Raw genomic sequence first — 26623 nt, forward strand, 5'->3', positions numbered from 1 at the left:
CGCTGCGCTCAAGCAGCGCGTGCCTGGTGCAGACGCAGCCAGGTTGTCTGCAATACGCGGGCGTCATTGCTGGCGCGGTGACGGCCCAGCTGCAGATCGTGTTCCACTTCGTCGCGCACGGCGTGCCAGTGATCGGCGCCGTAATCGCTCATCAGCGTGACCAGGTGTTCGAGGCGGAAGTTCTGTATGCGATCCGCTGCGTCGAACAGCGTCGCCAGCCAGACAAAATCGTGCGACCAGGCGTCCGAATAGACGGTCAGACCGCGCAGCTGGCGGTTAAGCAGATCGGCCACTTCCTGCACCGATTTGCCATGCGCCTGCAAGGCCTCACGGCTGATGTGGTGGGTGGCCTCTGCCGTCGCGCTCCAGTGCGTCCAGCCCTCGACCGGCTTGATCAGGCAGCACTCGCTGCGACCATCGGGCAGCACGAAGCCGACCTCGATGGGGTAGCTGCCTTTGCCGAAGCCCGATGCTTCGATATCAATGATGGCCGGTGCGCTCATAGCGGCATTCTATAGGGCATTCCGCCGAAAATTCAGCGGCCTGCCTGATGGAGCGTATCTGCCAAAGCGATGCTCTACAATGTCGGCCGTTTCTACATGCAGGGTGCGAAGATGGCTGAACTGATTCTCAAAGCAGGCAAGGAGCGCTCACTGCTGCGCCGTCACCCCTGGATCTTCGCCGGCTCCGTCGACCGCCTTGAAGGCCGCGCCCGCTCCGGTGACACGGTTGAAGTACACACCCACGATGGCAAGCTGCTCGGCCGTGCCGCCTGGTCGCCCGACTCGCAGATCCGCGCGCGGATGTGGAATTTCGACACCGCCGAGAGCATCGATCACGGCTTCTTCAAGCGTCGTGTCGCCGCCAGCGTCGCCCGCCGCGCCACGCATCCGCTACTCGCTCAGCAAAGCGGTCAGCGCCTGATCCATGGCGAATCCGACGGCTTGCCCGGCGTGATCGCAGACCGCTATGGCGATGTCGTCGTCGTGCAGCTGACCAGTGCCGGTGCCGAGAAGTGGCGCGATGCCATCATTGCCGGCCTGGTGCAGGCCACTGGCTGTGTTGCGGTCTATGAGCGCTGCGATTCGGATGTGCGTGGCATGGAAGGCCTCGAATCGCGCACCGGCGTCGCCTACGGCGCGCTGCCCGAGGGCGCGCTGATGATCGACGAGAGCGGCATCCGCATGGAAGTCGATGTCGTCGGCGGCCACAAGACCGGCTTCTATCTGGACCAGCGCGATAACCGCCTGCTCACGCGCACGCTCGCAGCGGGTCGCAGCGTGCTCAACTGTTTCTGCTACACCGGCGGCTTCAGCCTGCAAGCGCTCGCCGGTGGCGCCAGCAGCGTGCTGTCCATCGATTCCTCGGGGCCGGCGCTGGCCACTGCTGCACGCAATCTCGCCCACAACCCGCAGCTCGATCCGGCGCGTGCCGAATGGCGCGATGCTGATGTCTTCGACAGCCTGCGCAAGCTGTACGCCGAAGGCCGCAAGTTCGACCTCATCGTCCTCGACCCGCCGAAGTTCGCACCCTCCGCCGCGCACGCCCAGCGCGCCGCACGCGCCTACAAGGACATCAACCTGCACGGCTTCCGCCTGCTCAATCCCGGCGGCATCCTGATGACCTACTCGTGTTCAGGCGGCATCGGCCAGGAGCTGTTCCAGAGCATCGTCGCCGGTGCCGCATCGGACGCCGGTGTAGACGCCCGCATCATCCACCGCTTGAGCGCCGCGCCCGATCACCCGATTGGCCTGGCGGTGCCGGAAGGCGAGTACCTCAAAGGCTTGGCGTGTCAGGTGGGGTAGGGCGGAACTCCGCAGGAGGTTCCGCCAGCCGCCCACAGGGCGGCAATCGGCATCAGGCCGTGCGAGGCTGAATTGGCGGAACCGCTTTGCGTTCCGCCCTACGTCGGGCTGTGTTCTGGGGGATGCGGTGAAGGCAGGCACAACCGAAATCCGGGGGCTTTGCGTTGATCCACGATCGCCCTGGACTTCGCTGCGCAGCACCCAGCCATGACACTCACAACAATCGCGCGGACTGGCCTTGTGTGGTGAGTAGCGCGACCGCCTTTTTGTCGAAGGAGACGAAGGTGTCTCCGCCCAGCCAATTACCCTCGTAGGCGATCACGCCATCGGCGAAATCGCCGCCCGCTTCGAATACCGCCAAGCCGGCCTCTACGGCAGGTCGGTTGATTTCAACGTTTGAGGCAGCCAGTAGCGCGCGGATCGCGGCGGCTACATCAGCGGTTTGAAAGCCGTAAACCCTGCTCAGCACCCAAACGAATTCACACAGACACGGCAGCGCAACGGCGATCAATTCGGCATCGGTCAACACCTTGGCGGCCGCGCTCGCTTGCGCAGGGTCGTCACGCACGACGGCGCGCACGAGGACGTTGGTGTCCACGCAAACCTTCATTCTTTTGCAGACCAGCCTTGCGCGGTGGCATCGTGGATTTCTTCGATGGTGGCGACTTTGGTCGTCTTGCCGGCGAGCAGTCCGACGAAGCCGTCAATGCTTCCGCCCGGCCGGGCCGCCTTGAGCATGCCACGACCGTCGGGCAGCAGATCCAGCTCGATCTTTTCCCCCGGTTTGATGCCGAGGTGTTGCAGCACCTCTTTTCTGAAGGTCACTTGCCCCCGGGAGGTGACGGTCAATGTGGCCATGGCGGTGTCCTCGTCTTGATTGATGCATTAAAACATAATGCAAAAATACCTTACTTTCAAGGCTGCAATGAGGGTTGGCCCAGCGCAGCCAGGACATCATCCACCGTAATGTCATTCGCATCCAGGCTGGCCGGCTGCAGCAGCTGGTAGGGCACGCCCCAGGGGTGCCAGCGTGCGGCGTCGGATTTGCCGAACAGGCAGGTGATCGGCTTGCCCAGTGCGGCGGCCAGATGCATGTGGCCACCGTCGGAGCACAGCACTTGCGAGCAGGCGGCGAGGGCGGCGATCAGCTCGGCCAGCGAATGCGTCGGCATCGGCGTGATCGGCAGGCCGGCGCAGGCTTCGATGATCTGCTGCGCCTTGGCGTCGTCGCCGGGATGCAGGGCGTTGTCGGCGGCGCCGGGCGCCCAGAACAGCGCGAAGCGCAGTTGCGGTTGCGCTGCGTGCAGCTGCTTGATGAGTTCGATGAAACGCTCGGCCGGCCAGCGCTGCGAGGGCTTGCGCGCACTGATGTGCAGGCCCAGCACGGCGCCTGTGCCGAGCTTCTCCTGCGCGGCGGCGAGCAGTTCGCTGCGCGGTGTGATCAGTGCGGGCGGCAGATCGGCGCGCGGCACATCGATGGCGCGCAGTAGATTGGCGGCGCGCAGCACTTCATGTTCGGCGGCGGGATCGGCCGGGATGTCGTCTTGCGCAATCACGCGTTTGGCGCCCAGCAGGCTGGCCATGCGGCGTGCGCTGGCCTGCGTACCGCTGGCGGGGAGCAAGACCAGATCGATGCCCATGCGGCGCAGTTGCCAGAGCTGGCGCAGGCGCGCCCACATGGCGCCAAGCGCGCTCTCGCCGGCCGCCAGGTGCTTGGCCTTGGTGTAGCGGAAGACGGCATTGAGATCGGTATTGCCGTGCAGGACTTCAGCGTTGTACGAGGTGACCAGAGCGCCGATCCAGGCCTGTGGGTAATGTGCGCGCAGGCGGCGGATCAGCGGCAGGGTGCACACCAGATCGCCGATGTTGTCACGGCGGATGATTAGGATCTTCACGCCGTCGCCTTGTTGCGTAGTGATGCGCCGCTGAGCAGCAGACCCAGGCCTACCATGGCGAGCATGCCATGCTCATGATGCAGGGTGGTGTTGAACAGGCCGCCGACGAAGACAACCGACCAGCCCGCAACGCCGGCCGCCCAGCTCAGATGAGCCCGGGTATCGTGCTCCGCCCGTGGCCAGCGACGCAGCAGGGCCAGCGACCAGCTGGCCATCAGGATCAGCAAGACGCCCAGGCCGAGCACGCCGCGTTCGCCGAGGGTATTGGCATACAGGCCGTGGGCGTGGCTGGAGAAGAAGTAGCGCTCGCGCACGAAAACCTCGCCACGCGCTTTGACCCATTGTTCGACGAGTGCCGGTGAGGCCGCGTTGAAGCTTGCTGCGCCGGCGCCGGTGAGCGGATGCTGGCGCATCAGCTCGATGGCGGTGTTGAGTGCTTGCAGGCGGAAAGACGAGAGGTTGCCGGACTCGATGCCGATGGCGGTTTTCTCGATGAGGCTATGGTTTTCCGCGTTGTGGATGAGCTTGTTGCCGGCCAGGCCGATACCAATACCGATCAGGGCACACAGCCCCAGCGCGGGCAGCAGGCGACGCAGGCGTGCGTGCGGCAGTACCAGCAGGACCGGCAAGCTGCCGGCGAGGTAGGCGACCAGAGCACCACGGCTGGCAAAGACAATCATCGCGCCGAACATCAGCACTGCGCTGGCAACGGCGAGCTGCCACTGGCGCTGTCCTAGCCTTTGGGCACCAAAGGCCGCCAGCGCATTGGCCAGAATGCCGATGCCGGCACCGTAGAGTGCGGAATGATTGACGTGGCCGACCGAGTTCAGTTGCAGCCAGACGCGCTTGGGGTCGGTCTGCATGATCCAGTAGCCTTGCACCACGCCAGCCAGCGTGGCGGCGATCAGGCAGGTCAGCAAGCCGATGATCTGCTTTGTTTCGAGGCGGCTACGCGCAAGGATCCAGCCCAGCGAGATGTAGCCGACGATATCGCCGATTTCCTTCCATTGTGGTGTGTAGGGTGACAGCACCACGCTCAGCAAGGGAGCGATGATCAAGCCGGCGAACAGCAGATCCCAGCTGCGTGCGAGCTGACCGAAATTGCCGGAGCGGATGCTGCCGCCCAGCCACACCAGCACGAACAAGGCCCAGAAGATATTCTTGGGTGCTTCCACCAATGGTAAGGCGATGGCGAACAGGCAGAGCAGGACAAATTCGATCCGGGACAAGCTGCGGCGGTGGTCGGCAGTCATAAGGATGTGCACTAGGTAGTATTCGCCGCCATGATAGCGCAGGGAATGCGTGCAGCCTCGCTTACAATTGTTCTCCCGATTCCCTCAGAACGTGCAGGAAACCGATGCAACCGAGCCGCCGTCATGTCTTGCTGGCTATTGATTCGCTGACCGGGCGTGGCGCCGAGAAAGTGGTCGTTAATCTGGCCGAGGCCCTGCTTGCGCTGGGTCACGCCGTGAGCATCGTGATCTATGAAGACATCGTCGAGTTCGCCGTCGACCCACGCATTCGCATCCATCGTCTGCAGCCGGCGCAGCGCGGTCGCCTGCGTCTCTTCAGTGCGCTGACGGATCGCGATAATGTGCGTCGATTCAAGGCCTTGCTGGCGCAGATCGAGCGCGAGCAAGGACCGGTCGGGCTGATCCTCTCGGCTTTGCCGCGCATCGACCGCATCCTGTCGCGGATCCGCGATCCACGCATTCATCATGTCATCCACAATGCCTTGTCGCTGCAAAATGGCATTCGCAAGAATGGCTGGCGCAAAAAGCTCTCGCGCATCTGGCACGCCAAACGCATGTATGACGCGCGGCAGATTATCGGCGTGTCGGCAGGCGTGGGTGAAGATCTGGTGGATTACGTTAAGGTTCGTCCGGCGGCCTTGCGCACCATTTACAATCCGTTTCACTTTGACCAGCTGCAGGAGCTTGCCGCAGCACCGTTCAAACCGCCGGTGGCCGATTACGTGCTGCACATCGGCGCCTTCACGCTCAAGCAAAAACGCCAGGATCTGCTGATCGAGGCTTTTGCCGCTTCAGGCTTGAGCTGCACCCTGGTGCTGCTCGGCAAGGGCCGCGACGAAGCGAAGATCCGCGCCATCGCCGAACGCTGTGGCGTCGCCGATCGTGTGCTGTTCGCCGGCTTCCAGAAAAATCCCTATCCCTGGATCCAGCATGCGCGCCTGCTGGCGCTCTCCTCCGAGTATGAAGGCTTCGGCAATGTGCTGGTCGAAGCCCTGGTGCTCGGCACGCCGGTGGTCGCCACCGCATGCCCGGCCGGGCCGGCGGAGATTCTCGCCAGCATGCCGCAGATGCTGGTGCCGCCCGGCGATGTGGCCACCTTTGCGGCGCGCCTGCGCGAGTCCTATGCGCATCCGCCGGCCATCGATGTGGCCAGCCTGCAGCGCTTCGAAGCCTCGGTGGTCGCGGGCGAATATCTCAAACTGATTGCAGATCACGCTTCATGAAAATCCTCATCGTCAAACGCGACAAACTCGGCGACCTGCTGCTCACCACACCGATGCTGGCCTGGCTGCGTGCAGCCTTGCCGCAGGCGCAGATCGATGTGCTGGCCAATGACTACAACGCCTGGGTGCTCGACGGCAATACGCAGCCGCACAAGGTCTGGGTGCTGCCGCGTGTGCGCCACGCCGGCAAGCTGCGCATCGGTGCGGCGCTGCAGACCGCGCGGATGATCTGGCAGATGCGCCGCGAGCACTACGACTGGGTGATCGTCGGCAATGGGGAGGAATCACCGCGCGCCATCGAGCGCGGGCTGTCGGTCAAGGGGCGCAACACCGTGTCGTATTGCAAGTCGGCTGCCGACTGGCCGCGCCTGAGCCATGCCTTGCCGGCGCCACGCGGCATGCACGAGAGCCGCAGTGTCGCTGCGCTGGCCGAGGTGATCGGCCTCAAGCTGCCTGAGGCGCTGCCCGCGCCGCTGTACATCCTGCCCGAGTCGGGGCGGGCGTTTGCGCAACAATGGCTCGCCAGCAATGGTGTGCAGGCGCAGGGCTACGTCGTGCTCGGGCTGGGTGCGCGGCGGGCCAAGAAGCAGCCCTCGACCGAACAGGTGCTGCGCTGGGCCGAGCAGATCCATGCGCGCTGGGGGCTCAAGACCCTGTTCATGTGGACGCCGGGCAAGAGCGACAATCCGCTTTATCCCGGTGACGATGAGGTGGCCGAGCCGGTGCTCGCCGCCAACAGCCCGTACATCCTGCCCTTCCGTGGTCCGCTCAAGGAAGCCATCGCCCTGGTCTGGTCGGCGCGCACATCGATCTTCCCCGACAGCGGCCTGATGCATTTTGCCGCCGCCAGCCCCGGTGGCGTGCTCGGCTTCTTCGCCGAAACCGCCATCTCGCCCTCGCCGGCGCAATGGGGCCCGATCGGACCCCGGGCGCATTATCTGGAAGCCGACAAAGCGGTGGCCGAACTGAGTGACGAGGCGGTGTTCGACAAACTGGCCCGCCTGATCGATTGATCAGGCCTGCTTGGCGCCGTACAGGTAGGGATTGAGTGTCGGGTCGTTGTACATCTTGAACTGGCGATAGACCTTGTAATAGGCGCGGCCGGCTGCGCAGTCGGCGAGCAGGGCCTCGAAGCAGGCGGCCAGATCATTGCGCTGCTCGCCCAGGCGCGCGAGCTTGGCCTGGCAGGTGGCGATGTGTTCGGCGCTGGCGTCGCTGCGCTGTGTCTGCAAACCCATATGGAATATCTTCAGCGACAGGATCGAGATGCGGTCGATCATGCTGCCGGCCGTCTCGCTGTTCAGGCGCGCATCGGCTGCCGGGGTGACGGCGGCGAGCGAGGAGAGGATCACCTCGTCCATGCGCTCGATTGCATCGTTGCGCTTCTGGTTGTAACCATCAATCGCGCGCTTGTTGGCAGCGATCTCGCTGTCGGCCACGTCCTTGCGGCGGGCCAGGTCTTCCTCGTCCCAGAGCAGGTTGTTGAAGCGGTGGTTCAGCTCGATGAACTGCCACAGACCTTCGGCGAACTGCGCCGGCGCTTGCTTGGCCCAGCTGCGCTCGGCGACGCAGCGGTCGTGAAAAGCCAGGATTTCGCGTGCTTGGATGAATGTGCTCATGATGCTTTCAACAGTGATTGGCAGGCGTCGAGGACGGATTGCAGTGACAGGGCTTCCATGCAGCGGGCGCGGGCGCATTGCGTGGCGCCGTCGCCACGGCTGCGGCCGCAGCGCTCCACCCAGCTGATTTGGCGGCGGAACAGGATTTTCTGATCACGGCAGGCGATAGCGGCCGACAGGGCGCGTACCGGGCTGGCGCTGAAAAAGGCGCTGTCGGCGCACAGCATAGCCGAGCCGGGGCCGAACAGGATCACGCTGGGCGTGGCGGTGATGCGGCCCAGATGCGCAACGCCGGTATCCGGGCTGACCAGCAGGCGGGCGCCGGCCAGCAGCTGTGCGAGCTGCAGCAGGTCCAGCATGCCGGCATAACTGGTGTAGCGCGCCTGCGGATCGACGGCGACGACCAGGGCGGTTTCGTGCTTGCCCGCGCTCCACACCGGCGTGATGCCTTGCGCGCTGAGCGCCGCCGCCAGCGCAGTCCAGCGCTCGGCCGGCCATTGCTTGAGTGCGCTGCTGGCGCCCAGGTGCAGCACGGCATAGGGTTTGGCCGGCAGGCTGAACGACTTGCTCTCGGCGAGCGGCCAGTCGGCGGGCGTATAGCCTGCAGCGTCGGCGCCACGAGCCAGCGAGGCGAAGATCTCGGGCAGCGGCGTGGGCTGCTCGGGCCAGGCGCGCTGTTCGTCGACGAACCAGTTCTTGTAGTTGGGCGTGTCGCCCGCCAGCGCGACGATGTGGCGCGCACCGAGCGCACGCGCAAGAGCACTGAAACGGCTGTCGCCGGCGACCAGGGCCAGATCGAAGCTGCGTTCGCGCCATAGCGCTTTGAGCGTGGCGGCCTTGCGCGGATCGTAGGGCAGGGCGCGCACGCCCCAGGGCTGCGCAGCGAACAGCGGCACGATGGCGGTCGGGCAGCTCATCACGATCTCGGCTTGCGGATGCTGCTGGCGCAGCTTGGCCAGCAGGGCGGCGAGCATCAGCGTGTCGCCCAGCAGCAGATGATGGGCAAGCAGGATGCGCCGCGGATTCGGCGGGTAGCCGCGTGGCCCCAGCAAGCGTGTGATCGAACCGAGGGCCAGCATCGGCAGTTGCAGCAGGCGTGAGGGCAGGCGACTCATGTCAGCGGGCGCGGGCAGCGCTCATGAAGATCGATTCCATGCGGTCGAGCATGCGTGACAGGCCGCAGCGCTCCAGCGCGAAGGCATGGGCGCGCTCGCCGAGCAGCTGCGCTGCCGCCGGGTCGGCATGCAGGGCGGCGATGGCGTCGGCCAGGGCCGTCGCATCTTTCGGCGTGACCAGCAGGCCGGTGTGGCGGTTGTCGATGATGTCGCGCATGCTGCCCACGGCCGTCGTCACCACCGGCAAGCCGCTGGCCATCGCCTGCATCACCGATTGCGACACGCCTTCGTTGGCGTAGGAAGGCAGGGCGAAGACATCCAGCGCACGCAGCCAGGGCGCCACATCTTTCTGTTCGCCCGCGAAATGGACACGCGCTTCCAGCCCCAGTGCAGCAACTTTCTGCCGCAGCGCTTCGCGTTGCGGGCCGTCGCCGACGATCACGAGGCGAATCGAATCCGGCAGCGCGGCGAGGGCTTCGAGCAGATAGCTGTGGCCTTTCCAGGAGCGCAGCGTGGCGACGATGCCGACCCAGAACGCATCCGCCGCCAGCCCCACCTGGGCGCGGGCGGCGAGCTTGTCGCCGGGCGCAAAGCGCGTGGTGTCGATGCCGGTGGGAATGCTGGTCGCCGCTTCGCTGGCGACGCCCAGATTGTCGATCAGCTCGCGGCGCAGTTGTTCGCCGGTGGTCACCACATGGCGGGCGACACGTGCATACAGCCAGCGATTGGCGGCGCTGGCATGCACCGGCGCCGAGATGTGGCGGGTGCGCACGATCGGCAGGCGCGCTGCGCCGGGCAGCATGCGCACGGCCAGCGCGGCCAGCCAGCTGTCGGTCGAGCTGTGCGTATTGAGCACATCGATGTCATGCGCGTGGACGGCCAGCCAGCGGCGCAGCGCCAGCAGCGGGCCGAGGCGTTTCTTGGTCAGCGGCAGGGCGACGGCGGGCACACCCCATTGCGCAGCGCGTTTGAAGATGTTCGAACTGGCGGGCGCCACAATCGTGACGCGATGCCCGCGCGCAATGAGGCCGCGCGACTCTTCGAGAATGCGGATTTCCTGCCCGCCCCAGCCGCAAGAGGCTTCGGTGTGGACGATGTGCAGGCGGCGGTGTGGTGTCATCAAGGGCCGTACGTCGTGGTATCAGCCCGCGATTATACCTTTCGCCGCAATCAGGCCATGAAGCCCAGATCAGTCTGTGCAAAGTTGCCGAGATTGGGCAGCACGCTTGGTAAATCGCTGGCGGCCACGCCCATCCAGCGCGCCAGGGTGGCGGCGTACTGGTCGACCGCGGTGGTCGGCAGCAGGCGGCCATTGCCGACATCGGTACTGGTCTTCAGCGCGACCGTGGGGAACTGGCCGTAGATCTGTCCGCCGCGCACCGCGCCGCCGACGATGAAGTGGTGGCCGCCCCAGCCGTGGTCGGTGCCATCGCCATTGTTGAGCAGGGCGCGGCCAAAGTCCGAAGCGCTGAACAGGGTCACCTTGTCGGCCAGGCCCAGGGCCTGCATCGCCGCCTGGAAGTAAGCCACCGATTGCGCCACCGAGTTCAGCAGCTCGGCCTGCTTGGCGAGCTGGTTGTCGTGGGTATCGAAGCCGCCGAGCGAGACGAAGAACACCTGCCGGCGCTGCTGCATATTGCTGTCGGCATGCACACCGATCAGGCGCGCGACGATGCGCAGCTGCTGGGCGAGGCGGTCCTTTTCCAGCTCGCCGCCGAGCGCAATGCGCGGATCGTTCTCCGGCAGCTGGGCCAGCGCGGTGGACACCAGCGCCTGCGCTTCGATCGAGCGATTGACCACGCTGCCGTATTCCTGCTGCAGCACTTCGTCGCGCCCGGCTGCGGCCATCAGCTGCGCACGCAGCGCATCGGCGGCCTTGCCCGAGCCGTAGATGTCTTTGGCATTGAGGCGATTGATGCCTACCGCGCCGCTGTTGGTGATCTGGTACTGCACGGTTTTGTCGCTGGCCAGCAGCACGGCATTGCCGGCGGTGGAGATGGCGGTGAAGGTGTGCTTGCCGTTCATGTCGGCAAGCAGATCGCAGAGCTTGCCGCCCCAGCCGACTTTGGCGCCCTCGGGCGAGAAAGCCTGCCAGATCGCCTCCTGGTCGTTATGCGAAAACAGCTTGGGCGGGCGCGCGATGTTGCTGTTCTTGAAGGTGGCGGCATCCTTGATCGGCACCACCAGCGGCCCGACATTGGCGAGGATCGCCGCCTGCCCGCCGTTGAACAGCGCTTGCAGCGGCGCCATCGCCGGATGCAGGCCGAAGCTACGGCCGTCGCCCGCCCCAGCTTTGAGCGGCAGCAAGGCTTCGTGCGGCAAGGCGATGTCGCGCCGCGCCGCCGCGTAGTCCTCGTAGCTTGTCTTGTCGTAGGGCACCACGGTGTTGTGGCAGTCATTGGCGCCGCGCATGAACAGGCAGACGATGGCGCGGTAATCATCGGGCTGGCTGGCCGCAGCGGCGGCACCGATGCCGGCCAATTGCAGGGCCCAGGGCGTGGCGACACGCAGGCCGGCGAGGGCGGCGCTGCGGCGGAGGAATTCACGGCGATTGTGTTGGCTCATCTTGGCACCTCGTGCACGGTGTTCCTGAAAGCGCTGCTGTGTCGGGCTTACTTCTGCACCAGGTATTCCGGTGACACCATGGTCAGCAGAATGCCCAGCTTGACGCGATTGCGCCGCGCGTTGTCGGCCTGCGCCGGGTTGTTGGCGGGGATGCGGATATCGGCCACTGCATCGCGGATCCGCTGTCGCGAAGTCGTCGACAGCTCGCCGCCGGTGAGCAGCACATCCAGCTGATCGACGAGTTTGTCCGGCGTATCGGCCAGCGCCAGCTGCGCGCTGTAATCGGGCTGGATGTCGCGCTTGCCGTTGACGTTCTTGCCGACGCCCGCATCGATCGTGCTCTGAATGAAATTGGCATAGCCGGCGACCGAGCTCTCGCTGACGATCTGCATTTCCGGCGCCACCATGTTCTGCCGCGCCAGCGCGGTGCCGGGCGGCACGAAGCCGGGCCGGTAGAAGTTGAATACCGTCGGCGAGCGCATCGGGCTCTGGCCCAGCGAGGTGCCGGGATTGTCGGTGTTGTACATCTGGTAGTCGCCGGATGGCGAGGTGGCGTGAAAGGCGCGCATCCATTGCGACAGGCGCAGGATAGGCTCGCGCACCTTGCCACTGGCTTGTTGGCTATTGAGCGGGCGGCGCGCTTCGGGGTCGAGCAGTACGGCACGTACCACGGCCTGCATGTCACCGCGCACGCCGCGACCGTTGTTGTTGAAGGCGGCCGCGACACGCGCCACATAGGCCGGGCTGGGATTGCTGGTGACCAGGCGCTGGATCAGCTGGCGGCCGAAGAACGGCCCGACATTGGGATGATTGAAGAGGCGGTCGAGCGCGATCTTCAGATCGCCCTCGGGGTCGGCCACCAGGCTGGCCGGAATCGTCACGCCGAGAAAGCGCTTCTCGCTTTTCGAGTGAAATTGCGGATAGCCGACCATTGGCAGGATCTCCCAATCCGGCTGCCGGTTCTGGTTGTAGAAGTTGGCGTCGGTGAGTTCCTGGTTGGCGTAGGAAAAGCCGGTGAACACCTTGGCCAAGCCGGTGATGTCGTCGTTGCTATAGGTTTCCACCGGCTCGCCATTGACCAGCTTGGGCGTGCCGTCGGGATTGAGCTCGTAGAGGCCGATGGTGAACAGCTGCATCACCTCGCGCGCAAAGTTTTCGTCCGGCACGCGGCCCTTGGCCGGGTCTTCCTTGAGGTTCTTCAGGTGCGACAAATACACGCCCATCGCCGGGTGGCGAGCGACATCCTCGATCAGCGTGCGGAAGTTGCCGAAGGCGTTGCGCGCCAGCATGTCTTGGTAGGACGACACTGCGCGCATCTTCACATCGAGCATGCCATCCATGGAGATCACGAAGATCTCCGACAGCGCAAAAGCCATGCGCTGGCGCAGTTGGTCGGGCGCCGTGGCGGCGGTTTTCCAGAAGGCGCGGAAGAACAGTTCCTGGTTGAGGTTCTTGCCCTTTTCCAGCTTGGCGTGCTCGGGCTCGATGATCGGCAGCAGGCGGCTTTGCGGCAGGGTGAATTGTGTGTCGATCCAGTCGGCGTAGCTGCTGTGGGTCAGCGCTTCGATCTCGCCCAGGGTCGGGCCGAAGCTTGCCTGCTGCAGGAAGCGCGAGGCCTCGTTAGCGCTTGGCGCGGGGTAGCGATAGGCGGCCGGTGTCGGTGTGCGCACCTGCAGTTCGGCCGGCCCTTGTGGAGCACTGACGCAGCCCGCCAGGATGAAGGCGAGCAGCACGGGTAAACCCAGACGATATGTGTGCGACACGTTCAGTCTCCTCTTGTCTGGCGCTGTGAACCACCTTGCGCCTGTGCAATAACGGTCGAGCGCGCTCAATGTAACAGCTGGCCGACGAACGGCAAGGCTCCAGTCGAGCGCTCCTGCTGCCGTTAAGTTCTCGATCAGTGACAGGAGTCAAACATGAGGGGACATGATTCATACAGCTGGCGCACGCGCCTGAGCTGGCGCGAGCTGGTAGCCATCGCCGAGTCCGTACTCGAAACCTGGAATACCGCAACGCGCTTCGTCTCGCGTCTGGACCAGCGCGAACACCTGTGGACTGTGCGCCACGATAGTGTCGCCCAGCCCTTTCTCGTCTTCAACGAAGACTCCCTGCACGGCAGCTTGCCGCGCGAGGGCAATCCGCTAGCCATGCTGTTGTTGCTGGGCATGACACGCCTGCGCCCGGGTTGCCTCGATATAAGCTTTGCCAACGGTCGCGTGCTCGACCTCTCGCGCTTCGAGATCGGGGACCTCACCAACCTGTTGCCGCAAGCCACCCTGCCGGCGCATCGCAAACTCGCCGCGCTGTCGATTGCCCTGCAACCGCCCGCGCCAGCCGAGACCTGATCAGAGCTCGATGCGGCGCAGGCTGCTGCGCAGGAAGGGCAGGGCGAGCAGGCTTAACAGGGCGCTGTAGGCAAACATCGCCAGCGCAAAGTGTCCGGGTTCGTCCCCCCAGATCGCCATGCAGGCGGTGCTGCCCACAATCCAGCCGAGCGTGCACAGTGATCCACCGAAATAGGCGAGCCCATCGACTGACAGCAAACGGCGCAGGCTGCGCGTGGTGCGCACGGGGCCAAAGCCGGGCAGCTCCGCCGTGTTGAAACCCCACCAGTACGCATCGCGTGCTCTGGGCGCATAGCCCAGTTGCACGAGCTGCCACAGCACTAGCAGAGGATAGCCGCACAGCAAGGCAATCTGGCCAAACAGCAGGCTCTGCGCATGCGCCCAAGGTAGCCATTTGCACAGCTCAAGGCCTGCGAGCAGCAGCACGAGATTAGTGGCACCAAGCTGCCAGGCTAGCCGCAGAGCCGGCCGCCACAAGTCCGCGCGCGGCATGCCGCCGAGCCAGTGGCGGCTCATCGTGTCGCGCAGCATGGCCGGTTGGACGAGAGACAGGGTAAGTGTTGGCAGTATGCTTACAAGGTAGTAAGAGCCAAATGAGTTGCGACTCATTATTAAGGCACACAGGATCAGCTGGCTGAAGCAGACGAAGCTGGCTTGGCTATTGAGATTGAGCCCTAGCAGCCAGTTGCTGGGGGCGCCGCCGCGTGGCACCTGCCAGCGGCCCAGTGCATGCATGCGCCAAGTGAGCAGGCACAGGGCGTAAACCAATGGCACACACGTCAGCAGCAGGGCAATGAGTCCGGGTGCCTGATGGTGATGCTTGGCCGCGAAGCCGATACCGATGACAGGCAGCACGCCGAACACCATCAAGATCAGCCACAGCCGCCAAGCTTCGGCGCCACGCTTTTGACGAGAAAGCACGCTGAAAGCCGTCAGCATGATGGTGACCGTCAGGAACAAACCGATGGCCATTTGCCAGCGCTGGCTGAATAAGCCGATGCCGGTGCATGCCAGCGCGGCGATGACAATCAGCGTCAGCAAGGCGCTGCGCAGCCGGCTCGTGCGTGCCGGCAGCAGCGCAAAGGCTTCGCTGTGCGCGATCTCGGGAATGCGGCCGACGCTGAGGAAAATCAGCAGGGCGGTAGCACCCAGCAGTAGTATCAAGCCAAGCTTGCCCAGCGGTGTGTGCAGCCACAACATGACGCCAGCACCGAGCGTGAGGAACAGGGCATTGACGCTCAGCAGGGTGATGTCGGGCTGCGGCCGCCACCAAAGTTGGGCCGCCAGTTGTTGGCGAAAGGCGCTCATTGCAGATACTCCACGACGAAGTCTTCAAGATTCAGGGCCTGTTCGCTGACCAGGCCCGGCATGCGGCTGCTGTCGGCGCCCTGACGCGTGTCGACCAGCAGGCTGGCGTGGCGCGCATCGATGCGTCGGTAGCGCAGCAGGCCGGGAACATCCAGCTGCGCCGGCATGGCCAGGCTGAGCAGCTGATCTGCGGGGCTGCTGATCTGCCAGCGCCGCAGGGCGAGGCGGATCTCATCGCTCTCGCAGTGCAGGCCGATGCGTCCGTCCTCGATCACCGCCACATGGCTGGCCAGGCGTTCGAGTTCGCTGAGGATATGCGTCGAGAAGACGATGGAAGTGCCATCGGCCTGTAATTCCGCCAGCGTCGCCGCCACGTCGCGCCGCGTCACCGGGTCCAGACTGGCAACCGGCTCATCGAGCACCAGCAGCTCCGGCTTGTGGCCGATGGCCATGACGAGGCTCAGCAATTGTTGCTGGCCGACCGACAAGCTGCCGACGCGCTGCTCCGCATCAAGGCGGAAGCGCTCCAGCAATCCGGCACACCAATCCGCCTGCCAGTTGGGCTGCCAGCTGGCGACCAGCTGCAGCAGCGCGCTGACTTTCTGGCTGGCGGGCAGCCCCGGACTCTGCGGCACATAGCCCAGGCGTGCCTTGTTGGCACGGCTCAGCGCCGTCGCCGGCTCGCCAAACAGCAGCACCTCACCCGCCGTGGCGAAACTCAGGCCCAGCATGCAGCGCAGCAAGCTGGTCTTGCCCGCACCGGTGCGCCCGATCAGGCCCAGAGTCTCGCCAGCATCGAGGCGCAAGCTGGCGTCTTCAAGGATCAATTTCTTGCCGGCACGGTATTGCAGGCTGCGGATTTCGATGAGCGGGCGGGGCATGCTGCGTGATCCTTGTTTGAGGTAAGTGGATCGTGTTGCGCTTCGAGTCGTCTTTTGTGGCTGAACCAGGCGTGATTACGTTCGGTCATCTACAGCGCCAGCCGAGACCAGTGGCGGCGCTGGCGGATGAAGAGTTCGAGCACACAGCACAGCGCAAAGAGAAGCATTATCCAGACCAAAATTTGGCCCATGTCCAGATCGCCAGGAAGCTGGTTTGATGCAGCTTTGAGCATGCCTGCAAGCAATAGAGCCACGGCGAAAAAAACTCCAAGCCATTTAACGATAAGGCTCGACAAGTCGGATGGCTCTGCGGCGGTCTGATCGTCGCAGATGCGCCCAAACTGAACGCGTAGCGTAAAGAGGTAGATCACGAACGGCAGCCAGAGCTGCGCAAGTACGTTTGACCAAGTCAGGTAGCCGAGGCTTGCGGCAAGCGTGAAAACTGCGAGCATCAGGCTCAGATCGCTGAGCATCTTGCCACCGGCCGTGCGCAAGGCAACATAGAACAGCCGCGCACGCGGTACGCCGGCGAACCAGCGCAGTCGCAAGGGCGCCAGCAGTTGCTCGCGGCGCAAGCGGTGCAAGGCGAGTGCTTGCATCATCATCAAGATGAAATAGTGGCTGTTGGTGACTGCGCTGGCAACGGCCAAGATCGCGACTGGCAAGCTCGTGCTCAGCAGCTCGTTATTGATCAGCCAGCGCGCCCAGCGCAACGCAAGATCAGGGACGCGGACAAGCCCGCGCAAAGAATGCCAACGCCACATAATGGCCGCACAAGCAAGCAGCAGACTGAGTGCTTGCACACCGGGGTTGCGAGTCTGCAAGCTGAAATGGTCGTGGCTCAACACGATCAGTAGAGGCAGGAGGCCTGCCGCGCCGCCGATCCATACCCAGCGATCACGAAAATTCACATTTCCCCAGATAAAGCCTCTGAATTGCCAGCCACACACGCAGCAGAGCCCCAGGTAAGCGATGAAGTCCAGCATGGGGAGCGCGTTGCCCTGCTGCATGGCTTGTGTGGCGCCGAGAACCAGCGTGGCTAGCAACAGGCCGATAAAGGCCTGGCGCAGCTTGCGTGTCAGGTTTGGCAGCGTGGCGAGAAACTCGGCACGACGCATCCAGCCTAATGCGCTGATCGCGAAAGGCAAGGTGCAGCCATACAGGAAGCTGGCTAGCCTCCAGATGTAGGACGCTATTGCCGGTGGCTTGCTACCTGCATACAGCGCCACGACTTGCAGCACGGCGGGAAAAGCGCACAGCGTCAGTACGAAAAACATCCAGCGGCCATGCCACCAGTCCACACGCGAAAGGGAGAAGCGAGAGTTCATGCCGTGCTCCTTAGAACTCGATACGCGCCCAGCTGCGGCGCAGGTAGAGGATGAACAAGCAGGTCGAAACTAGCGACAAGGCGCAGAACACAGCGATGACCACAACGCTGGGCAACCTGAAGACGGCAGCCAGCCCCGCGCATAGCGCAGCAACAGGCGCTGTGAAGTAGAGACTCGGGAGCAAGATCCCGCGCGTCGCGTCGTGATGACGTCCTCTCAATAAACCGGCGAGCTGGCCCGTTATCGAGGCGCAAAGACTGCACAGGCCGGCTGTAATGACCAGGATGAAATCGCTCGCTGACAGCACGGGCTTGCAGATCTGTATGCCCGCGATAACGATCAGGCAGAGTACGAAATACACGCCGCGTGTTCGCAGCAAGGTCAGCGCCGTCTCTCGCAGCAGGGCGGCGCGTGATAGGCCCAGCAACCAGCGGCGGGCAAAGCCTGCATGCAGGCGTTTGCAGTTCTCGGCAAGCATGCCGTTGCAGCCTGCGATCAGCCCAAGGCTGGCCATGTAGGTCGCCAGTTCACCCCGCCAGAAGCGCCAGGTCGTCAGCAGCAGAAAGAGCGGCATGATGATGGCAAGCAGAAGCCCGGACGTTTGCTGAAGTCTGAATTCGAGCTTGGGCCAGCGCACGGTACGCCGTGACGCAAGCCGCAGCGGGCGTGACAGTTGCCAGCCGCGCAGCCACAGCGGCAGCGCCAGTAAACAGGCCAGCACGCTTGCAATCAGTATCGCCTGGTTACGGCTTGGTTCGATGTATGCCAACGTTTTGCTTGCCGCTATCGTTGCGAAGCTCAAGCACATGGCACTTAAAGCGCCATACCAGTGCCTTTCATCGCGGGACCAGAAGATGCCTGCAAACACGCCCATTGTAAGCACGGCGATCAACAGCGGCCATGGGCTGCGGAAAGCAAGGCAGAACAGAAGCCCAATGATGGCGCCAAGCAACAGTGTCAGAAGGTAAGCGTGTAGCAGATGCCAGCTGCGCTGCGGCAGCAAGCTCAGGGCTTCAGACTGCTGAACATTGGCCAGATTGTTGAAGATGGCGGGCAGACAGACGGGCAGCCAGATCGTCAGCGGAAGTTCAAGCACTACTGCGATCTGGTGAAAGCGTTTTATATCTGCGCAGACGAGCAGCAAGCCAATCAGAGCAAGTGCTGCGCATACAGCGAGCAGGCCTTGGCGCGCTGCGTTACCCAGCCACCAGCCATGGCGCCAGGCAATCATTGCAGGTACTCCACGACGAAATCTTCGAGCCCCAGCGGCTGGCAGTCGATGTGCGCGCCGAGTTTTTCGGCGAGCGCCGCAGCAGGGGCTGCTTGCGTGACATCGACGAGTGCAGTGGCTTCACGCCGGCTATGACAACGGTAATGCAGCACGCCAGCGTCGCTCAGGCGATCCGGCAAGTTCGCTGCGTTGCTGCGGATCTGCCAGCGCTGGACGTCCTGGCGGATGCTGTCGGCTTCGCGCAGCAGGCCGATGCGGCCATCTTCGATGACGGCGATGTGGCTGGCGAGGCGTTCGAGGTCGCTGAGGATGTGGGTCGAGAAGATGATCGAGGTTTCGCGCTCGGCCTGCAGCTCGGCAATGGTCGCGGCGACCGTGCGGCGCACCACCGGGTCGAGGCTGGCAACGGGTTCGTCGAGCACCAGCAGTTCCGGCTTGTGGCCGAGGGCGAGGACCAGCGCCAGCAGCTGCTGTTCGCCGCCGGAGAGCTTGCTGATGCGCGTGTCCTGCGGCAGGCGGAAGCGAAATTGCAGCTCGCGCGCCCAGTCCTTATCCCATTTGGGTTGCCAGCCGCCGATCAGATCGACGAGGCCTTTGACCGTGTATTCGCCGGGCAGGCCGGGCGTTTGCGGCACGTAGCCCAGGCGCGCCTTGTTGGCGGCGGACAGTTCGGTCGCCACTTCGCCAAATACGCGCGCACTGCCCGCGTCGGCAAAGGCCAGCCCGAGCATGCAGCGCAGCAAGGTGGTTTTGCCGGCGCCGGTGCGACCGATCAGACCGATGGTCGCGCCCGCTTCGAGTTGCAGCGAGACATCACGCAGAATCGCGCGGTGCTCGCGTTCGACCTGCAGCTGGCTCACTTCAATCGGCTTGCTCATTGCTGTTCTCCTCAGGTGGGGTGGTGTGTTGAAGTTGTGCCGCCAGGGCTTGCAGCACGGCATCGGGTTCAAGTCCGAGCTGCTGTGCTTCGCTGACGACGCGTGCGAGCGCCGGTTGCAGCAGGGCGAGGCGCTCGTCGTTGCTATGTGGATGCTGGGTCGCCGCAGCCGCGACCGACATCGCCGCACCGCGATTGCGCTGCAGCAGGCCCTCGGCTTCGAGCAGGCTGTAGGCCTTGGAGATGGTCATCGGGTTGATCGCGTGGGCGGCGGCCAGGGCGCGCACCGAGGGCAGCTCGTCGCCGGCGGCCAGCTGACCGGCCGCAATCAGGCGCCGCACCTGCGCCATCAGCTGGCGATAGATGGGCTCGGCCTGGTGCGGGTCGAGGTGGAACAGGCTGGGCGAGAGGGCTGAATCGGGGGTCGGCATGGCTAAATCTTAGTGTATTAATTCACTAATACACAAGGCCGATATGCGCCGCCTATTCATTTTTATCTCTTACAAAGCGGGGCGCTGCGCCCGGCTCGTTATCATCGCCAAGCGCCATACATTTGTCGGGCGACAAAGCGCCGGCAAACTCAAGGCTCCAGCTTTGTCTGGCGATGTCGTTAAGTCCGTCAGGCCCGACCGGGCCAACTATGATTTGAGCAATGGTCAATCGACTCGCAATTCACGCGCTGTGGACCGCCTTGGTTCAGGCTTGGAAACTGGTCTGGCAAGACGCGGGAGAGCGCCAACGCTGGGCGGCATTTGTGCCGCACTGCGACAAACTTCTGGTGCTGGCTCGTCAGCAGGGCTTGGTGCGCCTTGAGGCCGAGCTGATGCCCTTGTGCGAGTTGCTGCGCGACACGCCCACGCCCGGCGCCGAGAGCATGGCGGCGGTGGATCGCTTGCTGCCCGATGTGTTTGCTGCAGTGCGCGAAGTATGCAGCGATCATTACCACAAGGACGATGCCGAGCGTAGCCACGGCCTGCCCTGTGTGGTGATGCTGGTGCGCGAGGCGCGCCAGTGGCTGGAACTGGTGCCGCAGCTGGAACAGCTGGGCTACAGCCTGAGCATTTTCTCCAATTATCGTCTTGGCATGCAGTCGGCGATCACCCAGCGCGCCGTGGCCGTGGTGGTGGAACTGGGGACGGTCGATGACACGGTGGTGATGAACCTGGTCGACGAACTCAATCGCTACGGACCCAAATGGTTTGCGCTGGATCGCGAAGGGACTTTCGCACGGCGCCTGCACGCGGTGCGCCATGCCGCGCAGGGCTTCTTCACCTGGCCGCTGAGCGCCACCATGCTGGCCGATGCCATCGATCCGCTGGCCTTCAAGGTCAAGGAAGAGCCTTACCGCGTGCTGGTACTCGACGATTCACCGACCGTGCTGGCGTCGATCCGCAAGGCGCTGACACCCTTCACCAATATCCATGTACGCACCCTCGGGCAGCCGGCCGGCGTGCTCGATGCGATGGAGGACTTCTCGCCCGATGTGCTCTTGCTGGACTTCCACATGGATGGCTGCAATGGTCTGGAAGTGGCCAAGATCATTCGCCAGAACGCCGCCTTCGAATCCACGCCGATCGTCTATCTGACGGCAGACACCAGCGAATCAGTGCAGCTCGAAGCGATGCGCAATGGCGGTGACGACTTCCTCACCAAGCCGATCAGCCAGGCGCAGCTCGCCAATACCGTGATCAGCAAGGCCGAGCGCTATCGCGGCCTGCGCCGCCTGATGGTGGAAGACAGCCTCACCGGCCTCTACAACCACGTCAAGACCAAGGCCTTGCTGCAGCAATCGCTGCTGATGGCGGATCGCCAGAAGGCCTCGCTGAGCTACGCCATTCTCGACATCGACCACTTCAAGGTGGTCAATGACACCTATGGCCACTCGGTTGGCGACAAGGTCATCCGCGCCCTGTCACGCTTTCTCAAACAGCATGTGCGCCGTGCCGACGTGGTTGGCCGCTACGGCGGTGAAGAGTTCGTGGTGGTGTTTGTCGACAGTCATCTGGAAGACGCCTTCCACAAGCTCGACCAGATGCGGCAGATCTTTTCCAGCGTGCAGCACGCTTATGACGGCGGCAGCTTCAGCGTCAGCTTCAGCGCCGGGGTGGCCGGCTATCCCGGCTACGGCAGCATGGCCGAGCTGATCGTCGCCGCCGACGAAGCGCTCTACGCCGCCAAGCGCGCCGGGCGCAATCGGGTGATGCGCGCCTCGACCACCCTGCCGGTGGCGCCGGAAGCGACTTAGCGCTGCCGGATCAGTCGCGCTGGATCAGCTCGATCTTGTAGCCATCCGGGTCCTGCACGAAGGCAATCACCGTCGTACCGTGCTTCATCGGCCCGGCTTCGCGCGTCACCACGCCGCCGCGCGCCTTGATGTCGGCACAGGCTTTGTAGGCGTCCGGCACGGCGAGGGCGATATGGCCGAAGCCGCTGCCCAGCTCGTATTGCTCGACGCCGTAGTTGTAGGTCAGCTCGATGACTGCGCCATCCGCTTCATCGCCGTAGCCGATGAACACATTGGTGAATTTGCCTTCCGGGTAGTCCGATGTGCGGATCACGTTCATCCCCAGCACTTCGGTGTAAAAGGCAATCGAACGATCCAGGTTGCCGACGCGGATCATGGTGTGAAGAATGCGCATGTTTGATTCCTTGAATACACGTTACTAAAAAGCTTCACCGCAAAGCCTGTCCCGCGCGAGTCGAGGGGGCGCCAAGGGAATGCAAAGGGCCGCCAAGAAGGGCAAGGCAAGAAGTTGCACACCGGCATTGCTACGCGGATAGCGTGGCGCTGCCAGATTTTCTTTGCGGCCCTTTCCTTGTCCTTCTTTGCGCCTTCGCGGTAAGCCGCCCGCAGGGGCCAATGTGACTCACCAGGCCGGAATGATCTTGTGTGCTTCGCGCAGCGCGGCCTGGGCTTCGCGGTGGTCAGGGTACATCAGTTCGACGACTTGCCAGAAGCGCGCCGAGTGATTCATTTCAACGAGGTGGGCCAGCTCGTGGGCGACCACGTAATCGATCTGCGCATTGGGCAGGTGGATCAGGCGCCAGTTCAGACGGATGCCGCTGATGCGCGAGCAGCTGCCCCAGCGCGTGCGCGCATTGGTGAGTGCCAGGCGCGGCAGTTGGATGCCCGGCACGCTCTGCTGCAGCGCCCAGGCGTATTCCTCGATGCGGCCGCCGAAATAGCCCAGCGCGTAGTGCTGGATGGTACGCAGCAGCGCCGTGCGCGGATTCTCACGGGCGCGCAGGCGCAGATGCAGTTCGCGGCTATCGATGCCCTGTACCCAGTCGGCCCCGGGCTGGCCGTGCGAGAGCTGCAGCCTGCAGCGCTGGCCCAACATCGGAAAGTGGATACCGTCGGCGACGTCGAAGCTGGCGGGTTTGGGCCGTGTCGCCCATTCGGCCAGCTTGCTGAGCACCCAGTCAGCGCGCTCGACGAGAAACAGCTCGGCCTGGGCGATGCTCACGCGCTGCGGGATGCTGACCACCAGGCCACGCGCATCGATGCGCAGGCCGAGCGTGCGGCGGGCGCGGCGCTGCAGGCTGTACTCGACAAGCTGGCCTTTGAGGCGGATCTGCCGCGCTTCGCCCTGCTCAGCCATCGCAGTGTGGCGTGATCAGGCCTCGGCGCCTGCCGTGGCGGCGGCCGCAGGCGCGTGCTTGTAGTGGTGCGGGAACAGGCGGCGCATCTCGGCCTCGATCCAGGCCTCGGTCTGCGCATTCACCTCTTCCGGCGTGCGGCCGGCAGTTTCGATCACCGGGCCGATGCTGACGATGACCTGGCCCGGACGCTTGAGGAAGGCATTACGGCGCCAGAACTCGCCGGCATTGTGGGCCACCGGCACCACCGGCGCGCTGGCGGCGGTGGCCAGGCTGGCGCCGCCGATCTTGTAACGCTTGGCGCTGCCGATCGGCGCGCGCGTGCCCTCGGGGAAGACGACGACCCAGAAGCCTTCGCCGAGGCGCTCGCGGCCCTGGTCGACGACCTGCTTGAGCGCGTCTTTGCCGGCGCTGCGGTCAATCGAGATGATCGGCATCTGCGCCAGACCCCAGCCAAAGAAGGGAATGCGCAGCAGCTCGCGCTTGAGCACGAAGGCAATCGGCGGAAAGATGCGTTGCAGCGCGATGGTTTCCCAGGCCGACTGGTGCTTGCAGAGGATCACCGCCGGCACCTCCGGCAGGTTTTCGCGGCCGATCACAGTGTGGCGGATGCCCAGCACATGGCGGATCAGGAACATCGCAATCGTCGCCCAGCTGGTGATGATGGCGTAGCGCGTCTGGCGTGGCAGCGGGAAGGTGAACACCGAGAACACGCCATAGACGATGGTGAAAGGCGTCAGCAGGATGAAGAACAGCAGGGAGCGCAGCAGGATCACGGCGAGACTTTCGAGAGATTATTTGGCGGACAGGAGGTAATCGGCGACTTCAGCCAGATCGGCAAACACCTTGGTGCCGACCGGCAGGTCCGGTGACAGCGCCGTCTTGGTGCCTTTGCCGGTGAGGACCAGATAAGGCGTGCAGCCGACCGCCACGCCGGCTTGCAGGTCGCGCAGGCTGTCGCCCACGGTGGGCACGCCGGCGAGGTCGATATTGAAGCGCTCGGCAATCTGCAAAAACATGCCGGGCTTGGGTTTGCGGCACTCGCAGGTGGAGTCGGCCGCGTGTGGGCAGAAGAAGATCGCGTCGATGCTGCCGCCGGCCTGGGCGACCAGGCGCACCATCTTGTCATTGATCGCGTTGAGCGTGTCCATGTCGAACAGGCCGCGCCCCACGCCGCTCTGGTTGGTCGCCACGACGATGCGGTAACCGGCCTGATCGAGCCGCGCGATGGCATCCAGACTGCCGGGAATCGCCTTCCACTCATCGGGCGACTTGATGAACTGGGCGGAGTCCACGTTGATGACGCCGTCACGGTCGAGAATGATGAATTTCATGGTGTGTGCGGGGCGCGGAATGAGGGGGGAGGCCTCGTCGCGCGAGCTTTGCGCAATGAGGCCTCTCCGCATAGTGCCATCAAGCTGAAAGCTTGGACAAGTCAGCGACTTGGTTCAGAACCAACCGCAACCCTGTTAGCAGCAAGAGTCTGTTCGCTCTGATGCTTTCGTCCTCAACATTGACCATGACTTTATCGAAAAATGCATCGACAGGCGTTTTCAGTGTTGCCAGCGCCAGCAGCGCACCCGTGAAGTCGTTTTGATCAAGCAGTCGTAAGGTTTCGATTTGCAATGCGCCAAGTGCATTGTTCAACGAAATTTCGGCTTCTTCCTTTAGCAAGTCTCGGTCAATATCACTGGGAAGATGCGTGTCAGACTTCTTGAGGATATTTGAGACGCGTTTGTTTGCTGCGATGAGCGCAGGCGCTTCAGGTAGTTTTAAGAACTCAGCGACTGCTTTTACTCGCGGTACAACCTCTTGCAACACCACTGCTGGCTTAATAATTTCTAGAGCATGCGTTACCGACTCAACCGTCGAGGTGCCATACGTTGAGGCGAGTTGATTGGCGTAGCGCTCGTAGATGAACGTCACTAGTTCATTGACGGTGTCTGCGCGTAGAAGCCCAGAAGGAAACTGCGAAAAAGCTTCCTGCAAAAGAGCTTCGATCTTCAACTCAAAAGCAGAATTGGTCCTGTCCCAGCGTATGGCGTAGGGACCGCCTAAAGCAGCGATCAGCTCGAAAGATTTGATGATGGAAAGCGCGTGCCTGCGCAAGGCAAAGGGATCTTTGTCACCGGTCGGAATCAGGCCAATACCCCAGATACCTACCAGCGTTTCGGCGCGATCAGCGATGGTGAGCGCTTCCGCAATAAGGTTAGTTGCGACCTGGGTTTCTTCACGGCGAATCAAATACTGCGTGGCAATGGCATCTGCAACCTGTTCGTCTTCTTTGTCATGACGCGCATAGTAGCCGCCCATGATGCCTTGCAGCTCGGGGAACTCGCCCACCATGTCTGTCAGTAGGTCGGTTTTCGCCAAGAGCGCGGCACGCCCTGCCAAATGGGTATCGGCGCCAATTTTTCCTGCGACGAATTCCGCAATGGCTTGCACGCGCTTAACCCGATCACCTTGCGAACCCAGCTTGTTGTGATAGACGACTTTGTCTAGCCCGGCAACGCGCGCTTCCAGCGACTTCTTGCGGTCCTGGTCGAAGAAGAACTTGGCATCGGCCAGACGCGGGCGCACCACGCGCTCATTGCCCTGGATCACCGCGCTGGGGTCGGCCGGCGAGATGTTGGAGACGATGAGGAATTTGTTGGTCAGCTTGCCTGCAGCATCGAGCAGCGGGAAGTACTTCTGGTTCGCCTTCATGGTCAGGATCAGGCATTCCTGCGGCACTTCGAGGAATTCGGCCTCGAACTGGCCGGTCAGCACGTTGGGGCGTTCGACCAGGGCGGTGACTTCATCGAGCAGGGCTTCGTCTTCAATCGGCTTGAGACCTGCCACCGCAGCGGCGGCCGTGAGCTGGCGCACGATCTCGGCGCGGCGCTCGGCGAAGCTGGCGATGACCGCGCCTTCGTCCGCCAGCTGCGCGGCATAGCTGTCGGCATCGCGGATGACAACGGGACTGACTTTGGCCTCGAAGCGGTGGCCCAGGGTTTCACGGCCTGCGCTGAGGCCCAGCGTGGCAATCGGCACGATGTCGGCGCCGTGCAAGGCGACCAGCTTGTGCGCCGGGCGCACGAAGTTCACCGTGCTCCAGCCATCCTTGAGCTGGTAGCCCATGACTTTGGGGATCGGCAGCTTGGCGAGCGCTTCATCGAGCGCCTTTTGCAGGCCGTCGGCGAGCGTGGCGCCGGTGACGATGGAGTCGAGCAGCAGCACATCGGCCTTGCCGTCGGATTGCTGCTTGAGCTGCGGCACCACGCTGGCGTCCGCGCCCAGCGCGCCGAGCTTCTTGAGCAGGGCCGGCGTGGCCTTGCCGTCAGCATCCAGACCAACCTTGACCGGCATGAGTTTGACTTGCACGGCCTTGTCCGCTGCCTGCGCGGCGACGCCGGAGACGTGCACGGCAAGCCGGCGCGGCGAGGCGTAGGCGCTGACGGCGGCATCGGCCGGCGCCAGACCTTGTGCCTTGAGGCTGTCGGCGAGTACGGAGGAGAAGGCTTCGCCCAGCTTTTTCAAAGCCTTGGGCGGCAGTTCTTCAACAAAGAGTTCAACGAGCAGATTCTGGGTAGTCATGA

Annotated in this window: 26 protein-coding genes; 5 read left to right on the top strand and 21 right to left on the bottom strand. The window is 63.7% G+C overall.

From position 1 onward, the window contains the following. Positions 1-8: 8 nt before the first annotated feature. On the bottom strand, positions 9-503 hold the full coding sequence (locus tag ABDB84_RS10305) for a hypothetical protein (protein ID WP_345919640.1): 495 nt from the start codon (positions 501-503) through the stop codon (positions 9-11). A 111-nt stretch (positions 504-614) separates the two neighbouring features. Here ABDB84_RS10305 and ABDB84_RS10310 point away from each other — a divergent pair, with 111 nt between their 5' ends. Then, complete coding sequence (locus ABDB84_RS10310; protein WP_345919641.1) at positions 615-1805, top strand: class I SAM-dependent rRNA methyltransferase; 1191 nt, start codon at positions 615-617, stop codon at positions 1803-1805. 214 nt (positions 1806-2019) lie between these two features. Here ABDB84_RS10310 and ABDB84_RS10315 read toward each other — a convergent pair whose 3' ends face one another. From ABDB84_RS10315 to ABDB84_RS10330, 4 genes are read right to left on the bottom strand one after another with little or no spacing between them, the layout of a single operon-like run. Continuing rightward, positions 2020-2403 carry a type II toxin-antitoxin system VapC family toxin gene (locus ABDB84_RS10315; RefSeq protein WP_428715084.1) on the bottom strand — a complete coding sequence of 128 codons (384 nt, stop codon included), beginning with the start codon at positions 2401-2403 and terminating at the stop codon, positions 2020-2022. A gap of 8 nt (positions 2404-2411) precedes the next feature. Further along, positions 2412-2663, bottom strand: coding sequence for an AbrB/MazE/SpoVT family DNA-binding domain-containing protein (locus ABDB84_RS10320; protein ID WP_345919643.1), 252 nt, complete (start codon positions 2661-2663; stop codon positions 2412-2414). Positions 2664-2719: 56 nt separating this feature from the next. Next, positions 2720-3700: a glycosyltransferase family 9 protein gene (locus tag ABDB84_RS10325; protein WP_345919644.1), complete on the bottom strand. Its 981-nt coding sequence runs from the start codon at positions 3698-3700 to the stop codon at positions 2720-2722. Next, on the bottom strand, positions 3697-4953 hold the full coding sequence (locus ABDB84_RS10330; protein WP_345919645.1) for an O-antigen ligase family protein: 1257 nt from the start codon (positions 4951-4953) through the stop codon (positions 3697-3699). Before ABDB84_RS10330 ends, ABDB84_RS10325 begins: the two co-directional genes overlap by 4 nt. A 104-nt stretch (positions 4954-5057) precedes the next feature. Between ABDB84_RS10330 and ABDB84_RS10335 the strand changes: the two genes are divergently transcribed. Further along, positions 5058-6176, top strand: a complete 1119-nt coding sequence (locus tag ABDB84_RS10335; RefSeq protein WP_345919646.1) for a glycosyltransferase — start codon at positions 5058-5060, stop codon at positions 6174-6176. Next, complete coding sequence (locus tag ABDB84_RS10340) at positions 6173-7189, top strand: glycosyltransferase family 9 protein (RefSeq protein ID WP_345919647.1); 1017 nt, start codon at positions 6173-6175, stop codon at positions 7187-7189. The genes ABDB84_RS10335 and ABDB84_RS10340 overlap by 4 nt, the downstream gene beginning before the upstream one ends. On the opposite strand, the gene ABDB84_RS10345 is transcribed toward ABDB84_RS10340, so the two are convergent. From ABDB84_RS10345 to ABDB84_RS10365, 5 genes are read right to left on the bottom strand one after another with little or no spacing between them, the layout of a single operon-like run. Next, positions 7190-7795 (bottom strand): DUF4254 domain-containing protein, encoded by a 606-nt coding sequence (locus ABDB84_RS10345; protein ID WP_345919648.1) that lies wholly within the window; start codon positions 7793-7795, stop codon positions 7190-7192. It abuts the gene before it with no gap. After that, positions 7792-8910: a glycosyltransferase family 9 protein gene (locus ABDB84_RS10350; protein ID WP_345919649.1), complete on the bottom strand. Its 1119-nt coding sequence runs from the start codon at positions 8908-8910 to the stop codon at positions 7792-7794. Before ABDB84_RS10350 ends, ABDB84_RS10345 begins: the two co-directional genes overlap by 4 nt. A gap of 1 nt (position 8911) precedes the next feature. Beyond that, positions 8912-10030 (bottom strand): glycosyltransferase family 4 protein, encoded by a 1119-nt coding sequence (locus ABDB84_RS10355; RefSeq protein WP_345919675.1) that lies wholly within the window; start codon positions 10028-10030, stop codon positions 8912-8914. A 50-nt stretch (positions 10031-10080) separates the two neighbouring features. Continuing rightward, positions 10081-11475 carry a DUF1501 domain-containing protein gene (locus tag ABDB84_RS10360; protein WP_345919650.1) on the bottom strand — a complete coding sequence of 465 codons (1395 nt, stop codon included), beginning with the start codon at positions 11473-11475 and terminating at the stop codon, positions 10081-10083. 47 nt (positions 11476-11522) lie between these two features. Beyond that, positions 11523-13238: a DUF1800 domain-containing protein gene (locus ABDB84_RS10365; RefSeq protein ID WP_345919651.1), complete on the bottom strand. Its 1716-nt coding sequence runs from the start codon at positions 13236-13238 to the stop codon at positions 11523-11525. Between the two features lie 153 nt (positions 13239-13391). Here ABDB84_RS10365 and ABDB84_RS10370 point away from each other — a divergent pair, with 153 nt between their 5' ends. Further along, entirely contained in the window at positions 13392-13820 is a 429-nt protein-coding gene (locus ABDB84_RS10370; protein ID WP_345919652.1) for a hypothetical protein, read from the top strand. Here the strand turns inward: ABDB84_RS10370 and ABDB84_RS10375 are convergent, their stop codons facing one another. The 6 genes from ABDB84_RS10375 to ABDB84_RS10400 all read right to left on the bottom strand — a co-directional run bounded on the left by ABDB84_RS10375 (position 13821) and on the right by ABDB84_RS10400 (position 19876). Beyond that, complete coding sequence (locus tag ABDB84_RS10375; RefSeq protein ID WP_345919653.1) at positions 13821-15128, bottom strand: hypothetical protein; 1308 nt, start codon at positions 15126-15128, stop codon at positions 13821-13823. Continuing rightward, positions 15125-16009, bottom strand: a complete 885-nt coding sequence (locus tag ABDB84_RS10380; RefSeq protein ID WP_345919654.1) for an ABC transporter ATP-binding protein — start codon at positions 16007-16009, stop codon at positions 15125-15127. Before ABDB84_RS10380 ends, ABDB84_RS10375 begins: the two co-directional genes overlap by 4 nt. Positions 16010-16098: 89 nt before the next feature. After that, entirely contained in the window at positions 16099-17337 is a 1239-nt protein-coding gene (locus tag ABDB84_RS10385; protein ID WP_345919655.1) for a hypothetical protein, read from the bottom strand. A gap of 10 nt (positions 17338-17347) precedes the next feature. Then, positions 17348-18568, bottom strand: a complete 1221-nt coding sequence (locus tag ABDB84_RS10390; protein WP_345919656.1) for a hypothetical protein — start codon at positions 18566-18568, stop codon at positions 17348-17350. Continuing rightward, complete coding sequence (locus ABDB84_RS10395; protein WP_345919657.1) at positions 18565-19446, bottom strand: ATP-binding cassette domain-containing protein; 882 nt, start codon at positions 19444-19446, stop codon at positions 18565-18567. Before ABDB84_RS10395 ends, ABDB84_RS10390 begins: the two co-directional genes overlap by 4 nt. Further along, positions 19430-19876 carry a GntR family transcriptional regulator gene (locus ABDB84_RS10400; protein ID WP_345919658.1) on the bottom strand — a complete coding sequence of 149 codons (447 nt, stop codon included), beginning with the start codon at positions 19874-19876 and terminating at the stop codon, positions 19430-19432. The genes ABDB84_RS10395 and ABDB84_RS10400 overlap by 17 nt, the downstream gene beginning before the upstream one ends. Before the next feature lie 221 nt (positions 19877-20097). Here ABDB84_RS10400 and ABDB84_RS10405 point away from each other — a divergent pair, with 221 nt between their 5' ends. Further along, positions 20098-21690 carry a GGDEF domain-containing protein gene (locus ABDB84_RS10405; RefSeq protein WP_345919659.1) on the top strand — a complete coding sequence of 531 codons (1593 nt, stop codon included), beginning with the start codon at positions 20098-20100 and terminating at the stop codon, positions 21688-21690. A 10-nt stretch (positions 21691-21700) separates the two neighbouring features. Here the strand turns inward: ABDB84_RS10405 and gloA are convergent, their stop codons facing one another. The 5 genes from gloA to glyS form a co-directional block, all read right to left on the bottom strand. Continuing rightward, a complete protein-coding gene (gene gloA, locus ABDB84_RS10410; protein WP_345919660.1) occupies positions 21701-22084 on the bottom strand; it encodes a lactoylglutathione lyase in 384 nt (127 codons plus the stop codon). 228 nt (positions 22085-22312) lie between these two features. Next, entirely contained in the window at positions 22313-23047 is a 735-nt protein-coding gene (locus tag ABDB84_RS10415; protein WP_345919661.1) for a M48 family metallopeptidase, read from the bottom strand. A 15-nt stretch (positions 23048-23062) separates the two neighbouring features. After that, positions 23063-23821 (bottom strand): lysophospholipid acyltransferase family protein, encoded by a 759-nt coding sequence (locus ABDB84_RS10420; protein ID WP_345919662.1) that lies wholly within the window; start codon positions 23819-23821, stop codon positions 23063-23065. Between the two features lie 18 nt (positions 23822-23839). Continuing rightward, positions 23840-24379: a D-glycero-beta-D-manno-heptose 1,7-bisphosphate 7-phosphatase gene (gene gmhB, locus ABDB84_RS10425; protein ID WP_345919663.1), complete on the bottom strand. Its 540-nt coding sequence runs from the start codon at positions 24377-24379 to the stop codon at positions 23840-23842. Positions 24380-24458: 79 nt separating this feature from the next. Further along, positions 24459-26621, bottom strand: coding sequence for a glycine--tRNA ligase subunit beta (gene glyS, locus ABDB84_RS10430; protein WP_345919664.1), 2163 nt, complete (start codon positions 26619-26621; stop codon positions 24459-24461). Positions 26622-26623 lie beyond the last annotated feature (2 nt).

The sequence above is a fragment of the Uliginosibacterium sediminicola genome (assembly GCF_039631295.1).
GTDB lineage: Bacteria > Pseudomonadota > Gammaproteobacteria > Burkholderiales > Rhodocyclaceae > Viridibacterium > Viridibacterium sediminicola.